Below are 16,564 nucleotides of genomic sequence, written 5' to 3'. Positions count from 1 at the left end.
GGCCGCGACGCTGCGCCGTTCAGCCACGACACCTCCCATGCCGCCCTCATTGCCGCGCCGCGCTGTGCCGGAGCGTCCTGATCGCGACCCACAAGAATTAACCGGGGAGAAGAGACAGTGACCAAATTGTTGCCCACGCTCAAGCTGAGCGGTTCGACGATCGCCCTTGCAGCCATGTTCATGTTCGGTCCGGTGGCCGAAGCGCAGGAACAGGCCTCGGCGGCGGCAGTGGCGCAGAACTCACCGGTGCCGCCCTCGGCCGGTTCGGGCCAGGAGACGCCTGACGAGGATGCCGCCGATCCGGCCGCCGACATCGTGGTCACCGGCTCGGCGATCCGCGGCGTCGCGCCGGTCGGCTCGAACCTCGTCTCGGTCGGGCAGGAGGCGCTCGCCAAGACCGCGGCAACCTCGACCACCGAACTAGTCAACACGGTCCCAGCGATCACCACCGCCGGCTCGACGCCGCAGGCGCAGAGCTCCTATTCCTATTACGCGCCGCAGATCCACAGCCTCGCGGGCTCCGGCAGCAACACCACGCTCGCGCTGATCGACGGGCTGCGCATGCCCGGCGGCGGCCTGCAATATGCCCAGACCGATCCGAACATCATCCCGACTCCGGCGCTGCAGCGGGTCGAGGTCCTTGCCGACGGTGCGTCGTCGATCTATGGCTCGGACGCGGTCGCCGGCGTGGTCAACTTCATCACTCGCAAGACGTTCGAGGGCCTTCAGGTCAATGGCCGCGTCGGCTTCGCGGATGAATATCGCAGCTATGACCTCAACGGCATCTGGGGCACCAAATGGGATACCGGCGGCGTCTATATCGCCGGCCAGTTCCTGAAGCAGCAGGAGATCACCAACGACAAACGCTCGTTCCTGAGCCGCGGCGATTATCGCGACATCGGCGGCAGCAACACCAACACCTATAACTGCTCGCCCGCCACGATCCGTGGCAGCTCCGCCGCGACCGTCATCTATCCCAGCGCCGATGCCACCACGACCTTGCCGAACAACCAGGCGGCGAACGGCATGTGCAATACCTCGATCTATGGCAGCGCGGTGCCGGGCGTGCAGCGCGAGGGCGTGCTCGTCGTGGTCAACCAGGAACTGGGCGACCGGATCACCTTTACCGGCAAGTTCGTGTTCAACCATCTGCAGCATTTCTCGACCGGCACGCCCGGCACGCTGTCGAACGCGCAGACCTTCGGCGCGGGGTCGGGCAAGGGCACGCAGATCAACCCGTTCTTCCGCGCGCCGGCCGGATCGGGCTTCACCCAGGAACTGGTCAACTGGCTCGCCCTCACGCCCGACGGGAATTACGGCACCAACAATTACCAGAACACCACTTTCTACACGACGGGCGTGGTCGATTATAAGGTCACCGACAAATGGTCGATCACGGCCAGCGGCGCGCTCGCGCGGTCCAACAGCTATCAGCGCGGCAAGAACACCTTCTGCAGCACCTGCGCCACCCTGGCGCTCAACGGATCGCCGGCGCTGAACGGCACGATATCGAGCGTCCTGCCGCAGCCGGGCCAGGCCGCCACGGTCAGCCAGGCGCTGACCACCGCCAACGCGCTCGACGTCTGGAACGGGCTCGGCAACAACCGCACCTCGGCGGCGGTGTGGCAATATCTCTATACGAACAACACCAACAACGAACACCAGAACAACATGTACCAGCTCAAGCTGGAGGCGCAGGGTGAGCTGTTCGATCTGCCCGGCGGCGCGCTGCGCATGGCGGCCGGCGGCGAATTCATGCACGTCACGCAGGACGTGTACGGCCTCAACCCGAACAGCACGGGCACGGGCTACACCAATTTCATCATGAACCTCGGCCCGCGCAACGTGAAGTCGGGCTATATCGAGCTGTACGTGCCTGTGGTCGGCGAGGACATGGACGTCCCGCTGGTCAAGAAGTTCGACCTCAGCATCTCCGGCCGTATCGACCATTACAGCGACTTCGGATCGACCACCAACCCGAAGGTCGCGGCCAACTGGCAGATCAACGACTGGATCAAGATCCGCGGCAACTGGGCGGAATCCTTCGTCGCGCCGCCGCTCAACCAGATCGGCGACGCGCGCCAGGGCTATCTGCGCGGCGCGACCGGCACCGGCGCCAGCGCCGTGCTCGACGTGCCCGTCGCGGCCTATCCCGAGGTCAAGCAGCTGCCGGGTTGCGAGACCGCCACGGTCACCTGCCGGGTCGGCGCCAATACGGGGCGCGAGGGTCTCGATCGTTCGCTCGGCGCGGGTTTTGCCGGCGTCGTGCCGCAGACCGGCAGCAGCTGGTCGGTGGGTATCGACCTGAATCCGGATTTCATCCCCGGCTTCACCGCGAACGTCACCTATTGGGCGAACGTGTTCAAGGGCGGCGTGGCATCCCCGGCCCAGCCGCTGATCATCAACTCGGCCGCGCTGCACGACCGGCTGACGATCTGCCCGACCAGTTGCACCGCCGACCAGATCCGCACCTTCACCAATGTGGCGAACGGCGCGACCACCGCGGCGACCTTGCCGTCGACGGTCTATTTCCTGATCAACCGCGACGTCGGCAACGTGCTCAACCTCAACGTCCAGGGCATCGACGCGCAGTTCAACTATCGCCTGCCGACAGCGGGCGCCGGCACCTTCAGTATCGGCGGGTCGATCACCTATTTCACCCGCTTCATGCAGGATTTCGGCGATCAGCCGTTCAGCATCCTCAACACCTCGGGCTATAATTCCCAGTTCCCGTCTATCCAGACCAAGGGGCGCGGCCAGCTCGGCTGGGAGATGGGCGCCTTCTCGCTCGATCTGTTCGGCAATTACACCGGCGCCTATCGCAACTGGATCCAGACCTCGGTCAAGCCGGTGACGCTCGGCTCCAACGGAAACCCGACCGGTGGCGGCGACCGGGTGAAGCCCGACTTCACGGTCGATCTGCACGCTGCCTATAATTTCAACGGCAGCTTCCTGAACGGCAGCCAGATCTATGTCGATGTGAAGAACCTCTTCGACCGGAATCCGCCCTTCTACAACGGCAACACCACCGGCGCCGGCGGCGTCGGCGCCTGGGGCTTCAACGGCTTCACCTCGAACCTGCTCGGCCGCCTCGTCTCGGTCGGGTTCCGCGCGAACTTCTAAGCACGCATCCACGTCATGAAAGGAAGAGGGGAGCCAATGAAGTCCGCATCCAGCCTGATCGTCGCCGCGCTGTTGCTGGCGGGCTCCCCTCCACTGCACGCCCAGATCGCCGTCTCGGCCAATGACGGCAAGCAGCTCCGCCCGAACGAGGGCAAGGAAACGCGCACGCCCGATACGGTGTCGATCATCGATCTGCGCGGGACGGCGCCGAAGACGTTGGCGACCATCCCCGTGCCGGCGAGCATGATCGGCCCGCCGGCGGCGGTTGCGGTCGCCCGGAGCGGCCGCTTCGCGCTGGTGACCGCGGCGCAGCGGCTGAACGCGGCGGCCGATATCGAGCTGAACGATCAGGTCTCGGTGATCGATCTCGCCAGACCGGCCTCGCCGCGCGTGGTGCAGGCCGTGCAGGCGGGGCCGGGCGCAAGCGGCGTCACGATCAACCATGCCGGCACGCTCGCCCTGGTCGCGAGCACCGGCGACGACACCATCTCGATCTACTCGATCGCCGGCAATCGGCTGACGCCGGAAGGCAAGCTTCAGCTCGAGGCCAAGACCCGGCCCACCGATGTCGCTTTCGCACCCGACGGCAAGACCGCGATGGTCGTCGGCCAGGGGGCGAACAAGCTGATCCTGCTTTCGGTCCTCGGCAAAAAGGTCGGGCTGGCCGGCGCGACGATCGACGCGGGGCAACAGCCCTACGGCGTCGTTTACAGCCCCGATGGCCGTTACACCTACAACACCAATCTCGGCGGGCGGTCGCTCGCGCCCGGCGCCGCGCCGCCCGCGCGCGACGGATCACCCCGGATTGGCACCGTCGCGGCGGTCGACCTGAAGACCGGCACGGTCGTCAATGTCGATGTCGGCCAGACGCCCGAACATGTCGCGCTGTCGGCCGACGGCCAATATCTCGCGGTCGTCGTGGCCAACGGTTCGGCGGCGCAGGCGACCGCACCGGGCTATCATCCCTACGGCCTGCTCCAGATCTACAGCGTGCGGGGCACCAGCCTGACCCGGGTCGCCGAGGCGCATAGCGGCGCCTGGTGCCAGGGCGCGGTGTTCAGCGCGAACAACCGCACCGTGCTGCTGCAATGCGCGATGACCCGGGCGATCGAGGTCTATCGCTTCGACGGCAAGGCCGGCCTGACTCAGGATGCCGCCGCGACCCTGAAGTTCGATGCCCGGCCAGGCGCGATCGCGGTCGCGACCAGCCGCTGACCAGAGATGCACTGAAGATTCGGGGGGGCGGCGCCGCTGGACACGCCCTTTCCGATCCACCTCCAGCAACAAAGGGGAAGCTCATGGATATCAACAAGCGCGAACTCCTGATGGCCGGTGCCGCCGTCGGCGTCGGCATCGCCGCCACTCAGGCCGTGGCGCAGACGCGCGCCGCCCGCCCGATCAACACCGGCAAGCAGCCCTCCTCGGTCGACATGAACTACAAGCCGCGCCGGCTGAACAAATGCATCGAGCTGTGGGAAGACGGCCAGCCCATCTATTACACCGGCTCAGGCGTCGGCCCGAACGTCGATCCGTACGAACAGGGCAAGAAGATGTGCAAGACCTGGGCGGACGCGATCAGCTATGAGATGGAGCATGGCTGTTTCGACCTGAAGGAACTGCGCGAATTCATGCGCGGGCTGAAGGACGGCGGCGGCACCAAATCCGGCCATCGCCTCCCCACCGTCTTCGTCTCGCCGCCGATCATCGGCCTCGACGAGCCCTATGCCCGCGCCAACACTTGGGTGATCGAGCAGCTGCTGTGCTGCGGCGTGATGGGCATCCACATCTGCCATGCGCGCGACCCCAAGGCGATCGAGACCTATATGCATATGGGCGCGCGCTATCCTTTCCCCGATTTTCCCAACACACCCAAGGTGAAGATGCGGGGCCTGCGCGGCAACAGCGCCAGCTATGCCGCGGATATATGGGGCGTGTCGGGCGGCACCTATCAGCATATCGCCGATCTCTGGCCGCTTAACCCGCGCGGCGAGATCATGTTCGGGGTGAAGATCGAGGATACCTATGCCGACGAGACCGTCGCGCAGACCCTCGCGATCCCCGGCATGGCGATGGCCGAATGGGGCCCGGGCGACCATAATCTCTGGCTGAACGGCTATCACGGCGTGGAGGATGGCGGCCTGTCGGGCCATCCGGTGGTCCGCGACGCCGCCGGCAAGGTAGTCGAGGACGTCTCGGCGCTCCCCAATATGGAGGCGGTCCGCGCCAAGGTGCTGGCCGAGTGCAAGAAGAACAAGGTCATGTTCCTCAACGCCGCCGAGACCGAGCCGGGCCACAACAACGTGATCCAGCAGATCAAGGACGGCTGCATGGTCGTGGCGGCGGGTCAGGGCGGAGAGGACGTCGCGATCATGGGCCGCGAATTCACCAAGCGCAAAATGCCGGTCTGAGCGATCGGCCTCGAACGTGCCTGAAGGGGCCGCCCGTAACGGGCGGCCCTATTTTTTGGGCTGCATCGATTTCGAACGCGGGCGGCCGGCGCCGAATCCCCGCGCGTTCGGATGAGTGTTCAGACCTGCCAGCAAAATGTATCGCCATGCGCTCCGTCTGAACGCGGCCAACCCCGACGCCAAAGCCCGGCTCGCGAAAATGGAGCGACCGCCGGAACAATGACGCCGCGATCGGCGGTCAGTTCTGATTATTGTGGGGACGCGTCGGGCCGGGAGGCAGCGCGGCAAGGGCGGTTATCCGGGCTGAGGGGCGCATCCGTACATCGAACAAACGCCTTTTACCGGCGCCAAAGCGCGCGTCGCTCCGATGGTGAGAGCCGCCCCCTTCCCACCTCGTAACGGGCCCAGGAATCCCATTGACAGCTTTGGCGAATGGGAAGATGCATGCACGCAACTCAATCTGTATGCATTATGACAGAGCTGCCGATGGGGGTCGGCAGAATTCATCCATACGCGACGGTAGAGCGCGGATAACACGGAGAATTTACCACCGAATCCGAGGCTAAAAATGGCCCGGAAAAATCTAAAAGGGGAGACTGAAAATGGCGAAAACCTATAGCGGCCTGTTGTTTGGCGCATCCAAACTCATCCTTCTGACAGCGACGTCGTGGTCCGCCACGGCCTGGGCGCAGGTGACACCGGCGACCACGCCGGAAACCATCCAGACCGAGCAGGCGGCAGACCCATCCACATCGGATTCGAACCCGGAAGACATCATCGTCACCGGCACCAGTATCCGCGGCGCGCCGCCGGTCGGCGGCAATCTGGTCTCGGTCGGTCGCGAGGCGATCGATCAGACCGGCGCAATCAATGTGCAGCAGATCCTCAAGACGGTGCCCGCGATCACCGGTATCGGCAGTGGCGGCGTCGGCCAGAATGCCGGCAACTCCTATTATGCGCCGACCATCCACAGCCTCGGTTCCTCGGCATCGAACTCGACGCTGGTGCTGATCGACGGCCATCGCATCCCGCTCGGCCATACCTCGCTGGCCCTGCCCGATCCGTCGATCGTCCCGCCGATCATGATCGAGCGCGTCGAGGTCCTCGCCGAGGGCTCGTCCGCGACCTACGGGTCGGATGCGGTCGCCGGCGTGGTCAATTTCATCACCCGCAAGCGCTATGACGGCGTGATGGGCACGGCGCAGGTCGGCTTCGGCCATAGTTACCGCACCGTGGCCCTCGGCCTACTGGGCGGGAAGAGCTGGGACAGCGGATATATCACGCTGGGGCTCGGCTTCTCGCGCTCGAGCGCGGTGCCGTACGACTATAACAACCGCCCCTATCTGCAGCCCAACCACATCGATGAGGGTGGCACCAATTTTCAGAGCTACAACTGCTCGCCCGCGACCATCCAGCCGGGCGGCAGCGGCAATATCTACCTCGCGCCGGGCTCGGCGACGTCGGTCGCCAACACGACCGCCAACGCGCCGTGCGACAATCAGCCCTATGGCGACCGCCTTGGCCGGGAACGGCGCTATAATGCGATGATCAAGGTGTCGCAGGACATCACCGACACGCTGACCCTGTCCGGGGACTTCGTCTATTCGGATCGCGATACTTTCACCAACAATGCCCGCGGCGGCATCCAGGCCACGGTGTTCAGCACGGGTCCGCAGGCCAATCCCTTCTACGTCCCCCAGACGGGCTATGCCGGCGCCGCTACGACCCAGACGATCCGCTGGAATGCCGACGATCTGCTCGGGCCGGGCGCCTATACCGACAACAGCGCCAAGACCTATATCGCGACGGCCAATGCGGAATGGAATTTCACCGAGAATTTCCGCTTCACCGCCATGGCGCTGTTCGGCGAGGATCGCACGGCGCAGGCCCAGGACGGCAGCCTGTGCACGAGTTGCGCGACGCTCGCGCTGAACGGCACGGTGCAGACCAACGGCAGCATGACGACGCCGGTGGCGGGCACCAATCTGATCCCGCTGAACCTGCCGCTCACCGCCGCCAACGCGCTCGACGTGTGGAATCCCGCAGCGACCAACCGCACCTCGGCGGCGGTGCGCGCCTTGCTCACCGACAGCCGCAGCTCGACCAGCCATGTCAGCACGATCCGGCAATTCCGCGCCGGCATCGATGGGTCGCTGTTCAACCTGCCCGCCGGTGCGGTGAAGATCGCGGTCGGCGGCGAGTTGCAGAACTGGGTGCTGAACACGACCGTCGTCCGGCCGCTCAATTCGGGACCGGCCAGCCTGGGATCGACTCAGCGCTATTTCCCGCTCGATCGTCAGGTGCAGTCGGTTTACGGCGAGCTTCTGGTCCCGGTCGTTTCGCCGGACATGGACAGTTTCGTCTACCGGATCGATCTCAGCGCCTCTGGCCGGTACGATCACTACAGCGATTTCGGTGGCACCTTTAACCCGAAATTCGCGGCCAATGTGGAGATCGTCCAGGGCATCAAGCTGCGCGCCAACTGGGCCCGTTCGTTCGTCGCACCGTCGATGCGCTCGGTCGGCGACCAGTTCGGCACCTACAGCAACTCGACCGTATCGCTGACCAACGCGACCGCCCAGGTGTCGGTCGCCCGTTTCCCGACGATCGCCAATATCCCGGGCATCCCCTGCTCGAACGGCTTCTGCACGATCGGCGGCAGCAACATCCAGGGTGTGGTGGTCGATACCGGCAACCCGAATGTTGGCCCGCAAAAAGGCACGACCTGGTCGTACGGCATCGATCTGGCGCCGACCTTCCTGCCCGGCTTCCGGGCGTCGGTCACCTTGTTCAACAACCAGTTGCGCGGCGGCATCACCTCACCCTGCGCGCCGGGCTGCATCCTGAACAACGGCGCGCTGAACTATCTGCTGACGATCTATCCGAGCGGCGCCACGCCGGCGCAACTCGCGGCGCAGTTCAACAACGTGCCGATCACCACCGCGCTGCCCAGTACGACCTATTATGTCTTCCGCCGTCCGCAATCGAATGCGCTCGATCTCGATCTCACCGGCCTCGATATCTCGGCGAGCTACGCATTCAACACCGGGATCGGCAAGTTCGACTTCGGCGGCTCGTGGACCGAGTTCCTGAAGTTCAAGCAGGGCTATGTCGGCGGGGCGAAGTTCGACATCCTGAACACCGTGGGCGTCAATTCGACCTTCCCGTCGATCGCACGCCAGGCGCGGTTCAATATGGGCTGGAACTATGAAGGCGCGTCGCTCGAATTCTTCGCCAACCATGTCGGATCCTACAAGAACTGGGCGAGCGGCACGGTCAACCCGCTGGTCCTCGACGCCGCCGGCAACGTCGCCGGTGGCGGCGATATCGTGAAGTCCTGGACCACCTTCGATGGCCACGCCGGCTATAAATTCTCGAAGGGCGGCATGCTCGGCGACAGCGAGATCTATGTCGACGTCAACAACATCTTCGACAAGGCGCCGCCCTTCACCAACACCGCCAATGGCTATGATCCGTTCGGGTCCAACCCGCTCGGCCGGGTCATCAGCATCGGCCTTCGCATGAAATATTGAGCCCCCTCCGCGGCGCCCTCCTTCGCGGGAGGGCGCCGGTTTTCTCCGAATTCTCGGGAAGCAGTCATGAAGAAACTCTGGGTTCCACTATTGCTGTTGTGCACGACGCCGGCGGTCTCGCAGACCGATCCTCATCGCACCGTCGATCCGACCTTCCTCCACCGCTTCGTGCCGGATGTGAAGCCGGTGCAGGTGCCGATCAGCAGCCCCACCGCGCATTACAAGGCGCTGTTCGGGGAGGGCGATGCCAACGCCAAGCTGCTCCGGGCGATGAGCCGGTTCGGCGAGCTCAGCGTCGACCCGAACGGCAGGAGCAGCCTCGTCCGCTATCCGCGCGAGGAGCATATGTTCGTGATCCTCGATGGCGAGGGCACCATCTCGTACGGCGGCAAGACCTTCCCGGTGAAGAAGGAGGATTTCCTCTATCTGCCGCCGACCGTCGCGTTCGGCCTGAACGGCGGGCCAAAGGGCGTGAAGGCCGCCTTCATGGGCTTCAGGATCCCCGAGGCGATGCCGCTGACCATCCCCGACACGCTGAAGATCGCGAACATCGCCGATGTGCCCCTGGTCAATGTCGGCGGCCATCCGCTCGACACGCTCTACCGGCTGATGATGGGCGACACCAAGAGCACGCGCGACAAGCTCTCGACCGGGCATGTCATGATCAGCCTGTTCGTCATGGAGTTCGCGCCCGGCGCCACCAACTTCCCGCACCATCACGAGACGCAGGAGGAGATCTACCTCATGCTCGACGGCAAGGGGCAGATGGTCGCGGGCAGCGGGATGGACGGGATCGAGGGCAAGTTCCCGGCGAAACCCGGCGACGCTTATTACTACCGGGCGAATACGACGGTCGGTTTCTACAACGACAAGGCGCCCAGCCCGAAACCGGCGCGCATCCTCGCCGTGCGCTCCAACATGCCCCCGCCCAAGTGATGGAGCCGAAATGATGAAACGACCTTCCATCGCACTGACTCTGGCCGGGCTCGCGCTCGGCCTTGGTGCGAGCGGCGCGCGCGCGCAGCTCGCGATCTCCGCCAATGACGGCAAGCAGCCCCGCCTCGGCCAGAAGCCGGGCGACGTGAAGCCCGACAATGTCACCGTCATCGACCTGAGCAGCTATCCGCCCAGGGTGATCGGCAAGGTCGAGGTGCCGGTGAGCATGATCGGCCCGCCGACCATCGTCGGCGTCGCCCGCGATGCGAGCTTCGCGATCGTCACCAACGGGCAGAAGTTCGATCCGGCCGACAATTCGAAGTTTATCCTCGACGACACCGTCTCGGTCATCGACCTGAAGGACCCGACCAATCCCAGGGTGATCCAGACGATCAAGGCCGGCGACGGCGCCTCGGGCGTGGCGATCAACCGCGCGGGCACGCTCGCGCTGGTCGCGGCGACGGGTGAGGGGACGATCTCGGTCTATTCGATCGCGAACAAGACGCTGACGCTCGCCGACAAGCTGCAGCTCGATGCCAGGGCGGGGCCGGTCGACGTCGCGATCTCCCCCGACGGCAAGACCGCGCTCGTCACGCAGCGGCGCGGCAACGGCATCTGGCGCCTCGCGATCGACGGCACGAAGGTCACCGACACCGGCACGATGTATGCGACCGGCGGCAACCCGTACGGATCGGTGTTCAGCCGCGACGGGCGCTACGCCTATAGCACCAACCTGCTCGGCACGCTCCCGCCCGAGGGCACGCCGCCGCAACGCGGGCCCCGGATCGGCACGGTCAGCGTGATCGACCTCAAGACCGACAAGGTCGTCAACCGGGTCGAGGTCGGCCCGACGCCCGAGCATGTCGCGATCTCGCCTGACGGGCGCTATCTCGAGGTGACGGTGGTCAACGGCTCCTCCGCCAACCCGACCTCGGCGCAGTTCAGCCCGTTCGGCCTGTTGCAGGTCTATCGCCTGAGCGGCCCCATACTGACGCTCGTCGCCCAGGCGCAGACCGGTCAATGGGGGCAGGGCGCGACCTGGAGCAAGGATAGCCGAACAATCCTATTGCAGGGCGCCGTCGCACGCGAGATCGAGGTGTATCGCTTCGACGGCACGTCGCTGAAGCGGGATATGGGAGCCACCCTGAAGTTCGATACCCGCCCCGGCGCGATCAGCACCGCGCAAAGCCGCTAAATCTTTCGTCAACACCCGTTTCTACCCAGGAGAGTGACATGATCCGACCTACCCTGCCCGTGATCGCCAGCGCGACGCTTGGCGCCATCCTGCTCGTCACGGGTGCGTTTGCGCAGACCGTGCCGCCGACCCGGGGCCCGGCCGACGGCGCGACGCCGGCCTGGTTCCTGCAAGGGTCCGCCCCCGATCCGGGCGGCCGCACCTCGGTCGACGCGAACGGCGTGGTGACGGTGCTGCCGCGGCCGGAGGGGGCGCCCTTCGCGGCGGGTGCGCGGCCCAACACGATCCAGGGCTGCCGGCACTCGACCGCGTGCCAGAACCGCAACGGCCCGCAGCGCGGCCAGCTGCAGCGTGTCCAGTGGGAACAGAAGCTCGGTTACAAGTTCAGCTATCCGATCCAGCTGCCGCCGGGCATTGGCGGCGTGCCGGCGGTCGCGCTCGATTCGAAGAACAATCTCTGGGTGTTCCAGCGCAAGCCCGCCGGCAGCCCGCAGCTGATGCGCTATTCGCCCGCCGGCAAGCTGACCATGACGGTCGGTGACGACGTGATCGGCCATGCCGACAAGGCGCATGGCATGGCGATCGATGCCGAGGACAATGTCTATGTCATCGATACCGCCAATGCGACGGTCAAGAAGGTCAGCCCGGACGGCAAGCTGCTCCAGACGATCGGGACCTCCGGCCATCCGGGTGACTGGGACGAAGGCAAGGGCCAGCGGCTGCTGTGGGAGCCGGTGATGATCGCCTTCGGCCCCAATGGCGACATGTACATCGCGCAGGGCCATGGCAACGAAAGCCCGAACGTGGTGGATTCGGACGATCCCACCAACAATATCGGCGCGGCCCGCGTCCTTCACCTCGACAAGGCCGGCAATTATATCGGCCAGTGGTTCGGCCACAACACCGGCCGCGGCAAGTTCCAGAACGCGCACGGGCTGGGCGTCGATCCCAGGACCGGCGATGTCTGGGTCGGCGACCGCGAGGATTACCGCATCATCATCTTCAACAGCAAAGGCGAGTATCTCCGCCAGATCGCGACCGAGAATCTGGTCTGCGCGATCCAGTTCGATCGCAATGGCGAACCGTGGATGGCCAGCGGCCAGGACGGCCAGTTCCTCAAGCTCGATCGCAAGACCGGCAAGGTCGTCGGCGCCACCGGCAACGGCATGGGCATCGGCAAGGGCCAGTTCATCGAAGCCAGCTATTGGGTGTTCGACAAGCAGAACAACATGTGGGCGGGCGACACCAGCGTCGGCCGCGTGACCCGCATCGCGAAGTAAAAGCGGCTGGACCGGTCCGTCCGCACCCGGCGCGGGCGGACCGGCAAGGCCGCCGGCCCGTGGAACACCCGACCTGGAGGTGTTCCAAACAGCCTTCCGCGGTGTTCCACATTGCCCGGAAGGTGTTCCATCCTGGGTGTTCCACCGCACCCGACCATCGGGGATGGCGCATCTTGGTATCGGCATTTACCGCGCCAATATTGAATAAATGGCGGAATTCCGCCGATTATTACCGCCAATTTTCGTTATTTTCGCGCCCGATTTCCCGTCCTCACGCCCGGCGCACGCCAGGGGAATGACATGTCCCCGTGGAACACGGTGTTCCGGCTTTGGCATAACGTGTATTCCCGCATTGTTCCTTATAGTTGACGGGTCGCCGGGGAGCGGGGAAAAACAATATGCTGATCCAGGAATTGCCGATCGCTCATATGCGGGTCGGCCTGCGTACCGAATTCGGTTTGATCGAAAAGGCGCGCCACATTCACAACCAGCGCCGTCTGCGCGACGAAGTGCTCGGCAACGAGCTGTTCGGCGATCCGGGCTGGGATCTGATGCTCGATCTCTACATAGCTCAGGCCAGCGGCAAGCGCGTTTCGGTGACGAGCGCCGCGATCGGCTCGGGCAAGCCGATGTCGACCGGCCTGCGCTGGGTCAAGCTGCTGATCGAGCGCTCGCTGGTCGTCCGGGAGGCCGATCCTTATGACGGCCGACGCTCCTATCTCCGCCTGACCACCACCGCCTATGAGGCGATGGAGGATTTCCTCGCCCGCTGCTGAGCGCGCACTAACAAAGTCGGGTCGCACCAAGGGCCTGCCTCCAGCCTCCTGATGTTGCGGAGGTCGGAGGCAGGCCCTAACGATTTTCCGTCCTTGCGGGAGATCATGATGCTGAACGGTGCGGTGCTGGTAACGGGTGGAGCAGGCTATATCGGGAGCCACGCGGTCCTCGCCCTGCTCGACGCCGGACACCGCGTGGTGGTCGTCGACAATCTCGTCACCGGTTTCGACTGGGCGGTCGATCCCCGCGCCACCCTGGTCCGGGCCGGTATCGAGGAGGACGGCCCGGTCCGCGCGGCGATGCGCGCGCATGACGTGCGCGCCGTGATGCATTTCGCCGGCTCGGTCGTGGTGCCCGAATCGGTCAGCGATCCGCTCAAATATTATCGCAACAACACCGCGGCCAGCCGCGCGCTGCTCGAAAGCGCGGTGGTGTGCGGCGTGCGCCACTTCATCTTCTCCTCGACCGCAGCGACCTATGGCACACCCGAAAAAGTGCCGATCGCCGAGGGCGATCCGCAATCGCCGATCAATCCCTATGGCATGTCGAAGCTGATGACCGAGGCGATGTTGCGCGACGTCGCCGCCGCGCACCCGATCAATTTCGCGGCGCTGCGCTATTTCAACGTCGCCGGCGCGGACCCGAAGGGCCGCAGCGGCCAGTCGACCGCGGGCGCCACCCATCTCATCAAGGTCGCGGTCGAGGCGGCGACCGGCAAGCGCGACGGGGTCTCGGTGTTCGGCACCGATTTCGCCACGCCCGATGGGACTGGCGTGCGCGATTATATCCATGTCAGCGATCTTGCGGCGGCGCATGTCGCCGCGCTCGACCTGCTTATCGCCGAGCCGGGGCGCAATCATTTCCTCAACGCCGGCTATGGCCGCGGCTTCTCGGTGCAGCAGGTGCTCGATGCGGTCGACCGCGTCACCAACATGAAGATCGAGCGCCGCCTCGAAGGCCGCCGCCCCGGCGACCCGGCGGAACTGGTCGCCGACAACCGCGCGATCCTCGCCACGCTCGACTGGAAGCCGGCGCTCGACGATCTCGACACGATCGTGAAGGATGCGCTCGCCTGGGAGCGCTTGCTGGAACAGCGCGGCCAGCAATAGCGCCGCCGCCGCGCGTCAGGACGGTCCGCCCGGTTCGACCCACCGCGTGATGCCGATCGCCTCGAGAAAGGCGTCGTCATGGCTCACCACCAGCAGCGCGCCGTCATAAGCGCGTAATCCGGCCTCCACCGCCTCGATCGACTCCAGGTCGAGATGGTTGGTCGGTTCGTCCAGGATCAGCAGGGAAGGGGGCTTCGGACCGCCCAGCACACAGGCGAGCCCGGCGCGCAGCATCTGTCCGCCGCTGAGCGTCGAGACGATCTGCAACGCCGCCTCCGCCCGGAACATGAACCGGGCAAGCGCCGCCCGGCACGCATTCTCGTCGGTCGATCGGTTGATCCGCGCATAATTGTCGCGGATCGACCTGTCCGGATCGAGCAGGCTCACCCGCTGGTCGAGCATCGCCAGATCGACCGGCACCCGCACCGTCCCGCGCCACGGCTGCAGCGTGCCGGTGATCAGCGCGAGCAGGGTCGTCTTGCCCGATCCGTTCGGCCCGGTCAGCGCGACCCGCTCCGGCCCGCTGATCGTCAGCGACTGGTCGCGCAGTACCGGGTTGCCCGGCGCATATCCCGCCGTCACGCGATCGATTTCCAGCACGATCCGGTTCGCCGGCAGCCCGGTCGGGGCGAGCGTGACCAAAAAGGGCTGCAGCACCTCCACCCGCTCGCGCGCCGCCGTCGCGGCCTCGGCGGCCTGGGTCCTTTGCCGCGCCGCCAGCCGCCGGTTCTCGCCGCCGCTATCCTCGGCCCGGTCCTTGCGCGCGCCGATCAGGATGCGCGGCATGTCGCCCTTCGCGCCCTTGCGTTTGCCCGCACCGTCCTTGCGTGCCTTGCGCTCGGCCGTCTCCTGCGCGCCCCGCGCCACTTCGGTCACGTGGCGCTCGGCCTCGGCCAGGTCGCGTTCCGCCGCCGCCAGCTCGATCGCCTTGCGTTCGCGATAGCGGCTCCAGTTGCCGCCATAGCGCGTCGCGCCCAGGCCGGTCATCTCGACGATCGCGTCCATCGTTTCGAGCAGCGCGCGGTCATGGCTGACGACGATCGCCCCGGCCCGCCAGCCGTTAAGCAGCGCGATCACCGCGTCGCGCCCCTCCCGGTCGAGATTGTTGGTCGGCTCGTCGAGCAGCAGGAAATCGGGTTCCGAAAAGATCGCGCCGGCCAGACTCGCCCGCGTGCGCTGCCCGCCGGACAGCGCGGTCAGCGCCGTATCCGGTCCGGCATCGAGTCCGACCCGGCCGAGTGCCGCGGCGATGCGATCCTCCAGCGTCCAGTCGGCCTTACCCAGTTCGTCGATGCTTGCGATCCCCTGTTCGGCGCGGCGCAACAGCGCGAGTGCCTCGGTCGCGCCGAACAGGTCGGCGACCGTCTCGCCGGAGAGCTGCACGGTCTGGCGCAGCACACCGATCGTGCCGCTGACCGAGATGCGGCCCGACTGGACCGGTATTTGCCCGGCGATCAGCCTGAGCAGCGTGGACTTGCCCACACCGTTGCGCCCGACCAGCCCGGCGCGCTCGGCACCGAAGCTCAGGTCGAGATCGGTCAGGACCGGACGATTGTCAGGCGTCGACCAGGAAAGATGGGAAATGGATATGGCAGGCATGATGAAGGTCCCCGAGGGCAAGGCGAACTGGCGTTGCGGTCGGGGACAAGGTCATGGCGCACATCCGGTCGGAGGGCCGGTGTCAGCGGCCTGATAGGCTTGAGGTAAAGGCGGTGGCGGCGCGTTGCGAGAAGCCCCCTTGTATCGGTCGCCCTATCGGAACTCCGGGAAAAGCCGCTCGATGTCGGCCTGCAAGTCGCTCGGGCCAGGGAGCAGGCCGAAATGATCCAGCAGCCCCTTCACCAGCCGTGCCCGGTGCGGGCCGATGCCGGGCATCGTCTCCAGCCCGGGAAAGTCGGGATCGGCCAGCCTGTCCGCCAGGTCGCCGAGCGTTCGATATCCCGATGCCGTCAGCCTTTGCCGCAAGCCGGGAGGCAGGACGGACTGGCTGACCGGCAGATCGCGGTCGGTCGCCTCCGGGCTGGTCGAGCGCAGCCGGGTGCGCGCACCCTTTTCGCGCTTCAGCGCCCGGCGAATATGGCCGAGCTGGCCGGCGCTGAGCCCGAGCCGGCGACGGATCTCGCGATAAGGCGTACCGGCGGCGCGCAAGCCGCGCGCCTCTTCCAGATTCTGTATGGCCTGTTCGGGCTGGCTCAGCATCGGT

At 65.8% G+C, this 16,564-nt stretch carries 11 protein-coding genes; 9 read left to right on the top strand and 2 right to left on the bottom strand.

Annotated elements, in window-relative coordinates; genetic code table 11:
• Nucleotides 1–117: 117 nt before the first annotated feature.
• From AC1DX5_RS00790 to galE, 9 genes are all read left to right on the top strand, one after another.
• A complete protein-coding gene (locus AC1DX5_RS00790; protein ID WP_478013759.1) occupies nt 118–3,123 on the top strand; it encodes a TonB-dependent receptor domain-containing protein in 3,006 nt (1,001 codons plus the stop codon).
• A gap of 36 nt (nt 3,124–3,159) precedes the next feature.
• Nucleotides 3,160–4,338 (top strand): YncE family protein, encoded by a 1,179-nt coding sequence (locus AC1DX5_RS00785; protein ID WP_478013758.1) that lies wholly within the window; start codon nt 3,160–3,162, stop codon nt 4,336–4,338.
• A gap of 83 nt (nt 4,339–4,421) precedes the next feature.
• A complete protein-coding gene (locus tag AC1DX5_RS00780) occupies nt 4,422–5,531 on the top strand; it encodes a hypothetical protein (protein ID WP_465172010.1) in 1,110 nt (369 codons plus the stop codon).
• 602 nt (nt 5,532–6,133) lie between these two features.
• The gene (locus AC1DX5_RS00775) at nt 6,134–9,064 is read left to right on the top strand and encodes a TonB-dependent receptor domain-containing protein (RefSeq protein WP_478013757.1); all 2,931 of its coding nucleotides are present in this window, start codon (nt 6,134–6,136) and stop codon (nt 9,062–9,064) included.
• Nucleotides 9,065–9,130: 66 nt separating this feature from the next.
• Complete coding sequence (locus AC1DX5_RS00770) at nt 9,131–10,000, top strand: cupin domain-containing protein (RefSeq protein ID WP_465172012.1); 870 nt, start codon at nt 9,131–9,133, stop codon at nt 9,998–10,000.
• A 10-nt stretch (nt 10,001–10,010) separates the two neighbouring features.
• Nucleotides 10,011–11,195, top strand: a complete 1,185-nt coding sequence (locus tag AC1DX5_RS00765; RefSeq protein WP_478013756.1) for a hypothetical protein — start codon at nt 10,011–10,013, stop codon at nt 11,193–11,195.
• Between the two features lie 38 nt (nt 11,196–11,233).
• Nucleotides 11,234–12,475 (top strand): NHL repeat-containing protein, encoded by a 1,242-nt coding sequence (locus AC1DX5_RS00760; RefSeq protein WP_478013755.1) that lies wholly within the window; start codon nt 11,234–11,236, stop codon nt 12,473–12,475.
• Between the two features lie 398 nt (nt 12,476–12,873).
• On the top strand, nt 12,874–13,251 hold the full coding sequence (locus AC1DX5_RS00755; protein ID WP_465172015.1) for a hypothetical protein: 378 nt from the start codon (nt 12,874–12,876) through the stop codon (nt 13,249–13,251).
• 108 nt (nt 13,252–13,359) lie between these two features.
• On the top strand, nt 13,360–14,361 hold the full coding sequence (galE, locus tag AC1DX5_RS00750) for a UDP-glucose 4-epimerase GalE (RefSeq protein ID WP_465175815.1): 1,002 nt from the start codon (nt 13,360–13,362) through the stop codon (nt 14,359–14,361).
• Between the two features lie 15 nt (nt 14,362–14,376).
• Here the strand turns inward: galE and AC1DX5_RS00745 are convergent, their stop codons facing one another.
• Both AC1DX5_RS00745 and AC1DX5_RS00740 read right to left on the bottom strand, forming a co-directional pair.
• Nucleotides 14,377–15,960 (bottom strand): ABC-F family ATP-binding cassette domain-containing protein, encoded by a 1,584-nt coding sequence (locus tag AC1DX5_RS00745; RefSeq protein ID WP_478013754.1) that lies wholly within the window; start codon nt 15,958–15,960, stop codon nt 14,377–14,379.
• Nucleotides 15,961–16,113: 153 nt separating this feature from the next.
• On the bottom strand, nt 16,114–16,560 hold the full coding sequence (locus AC1DX5_RS00740; RefSeq protein ID WP_478013753.1) for a hypothetical protein: 447 nt from the start codon (nt 16,558–16,560) through the stop codon (nt 16,114–16,116).
• Nucleotides 16,561–16,564: the final 4 nt, after the last annotated feature.

Source organism: Sphingomonas sp. P2_B6 (assembly GCF_056404755.1).
This window is presented reverse-complemented; position numbering and strand designations above follow the sequence as displayed.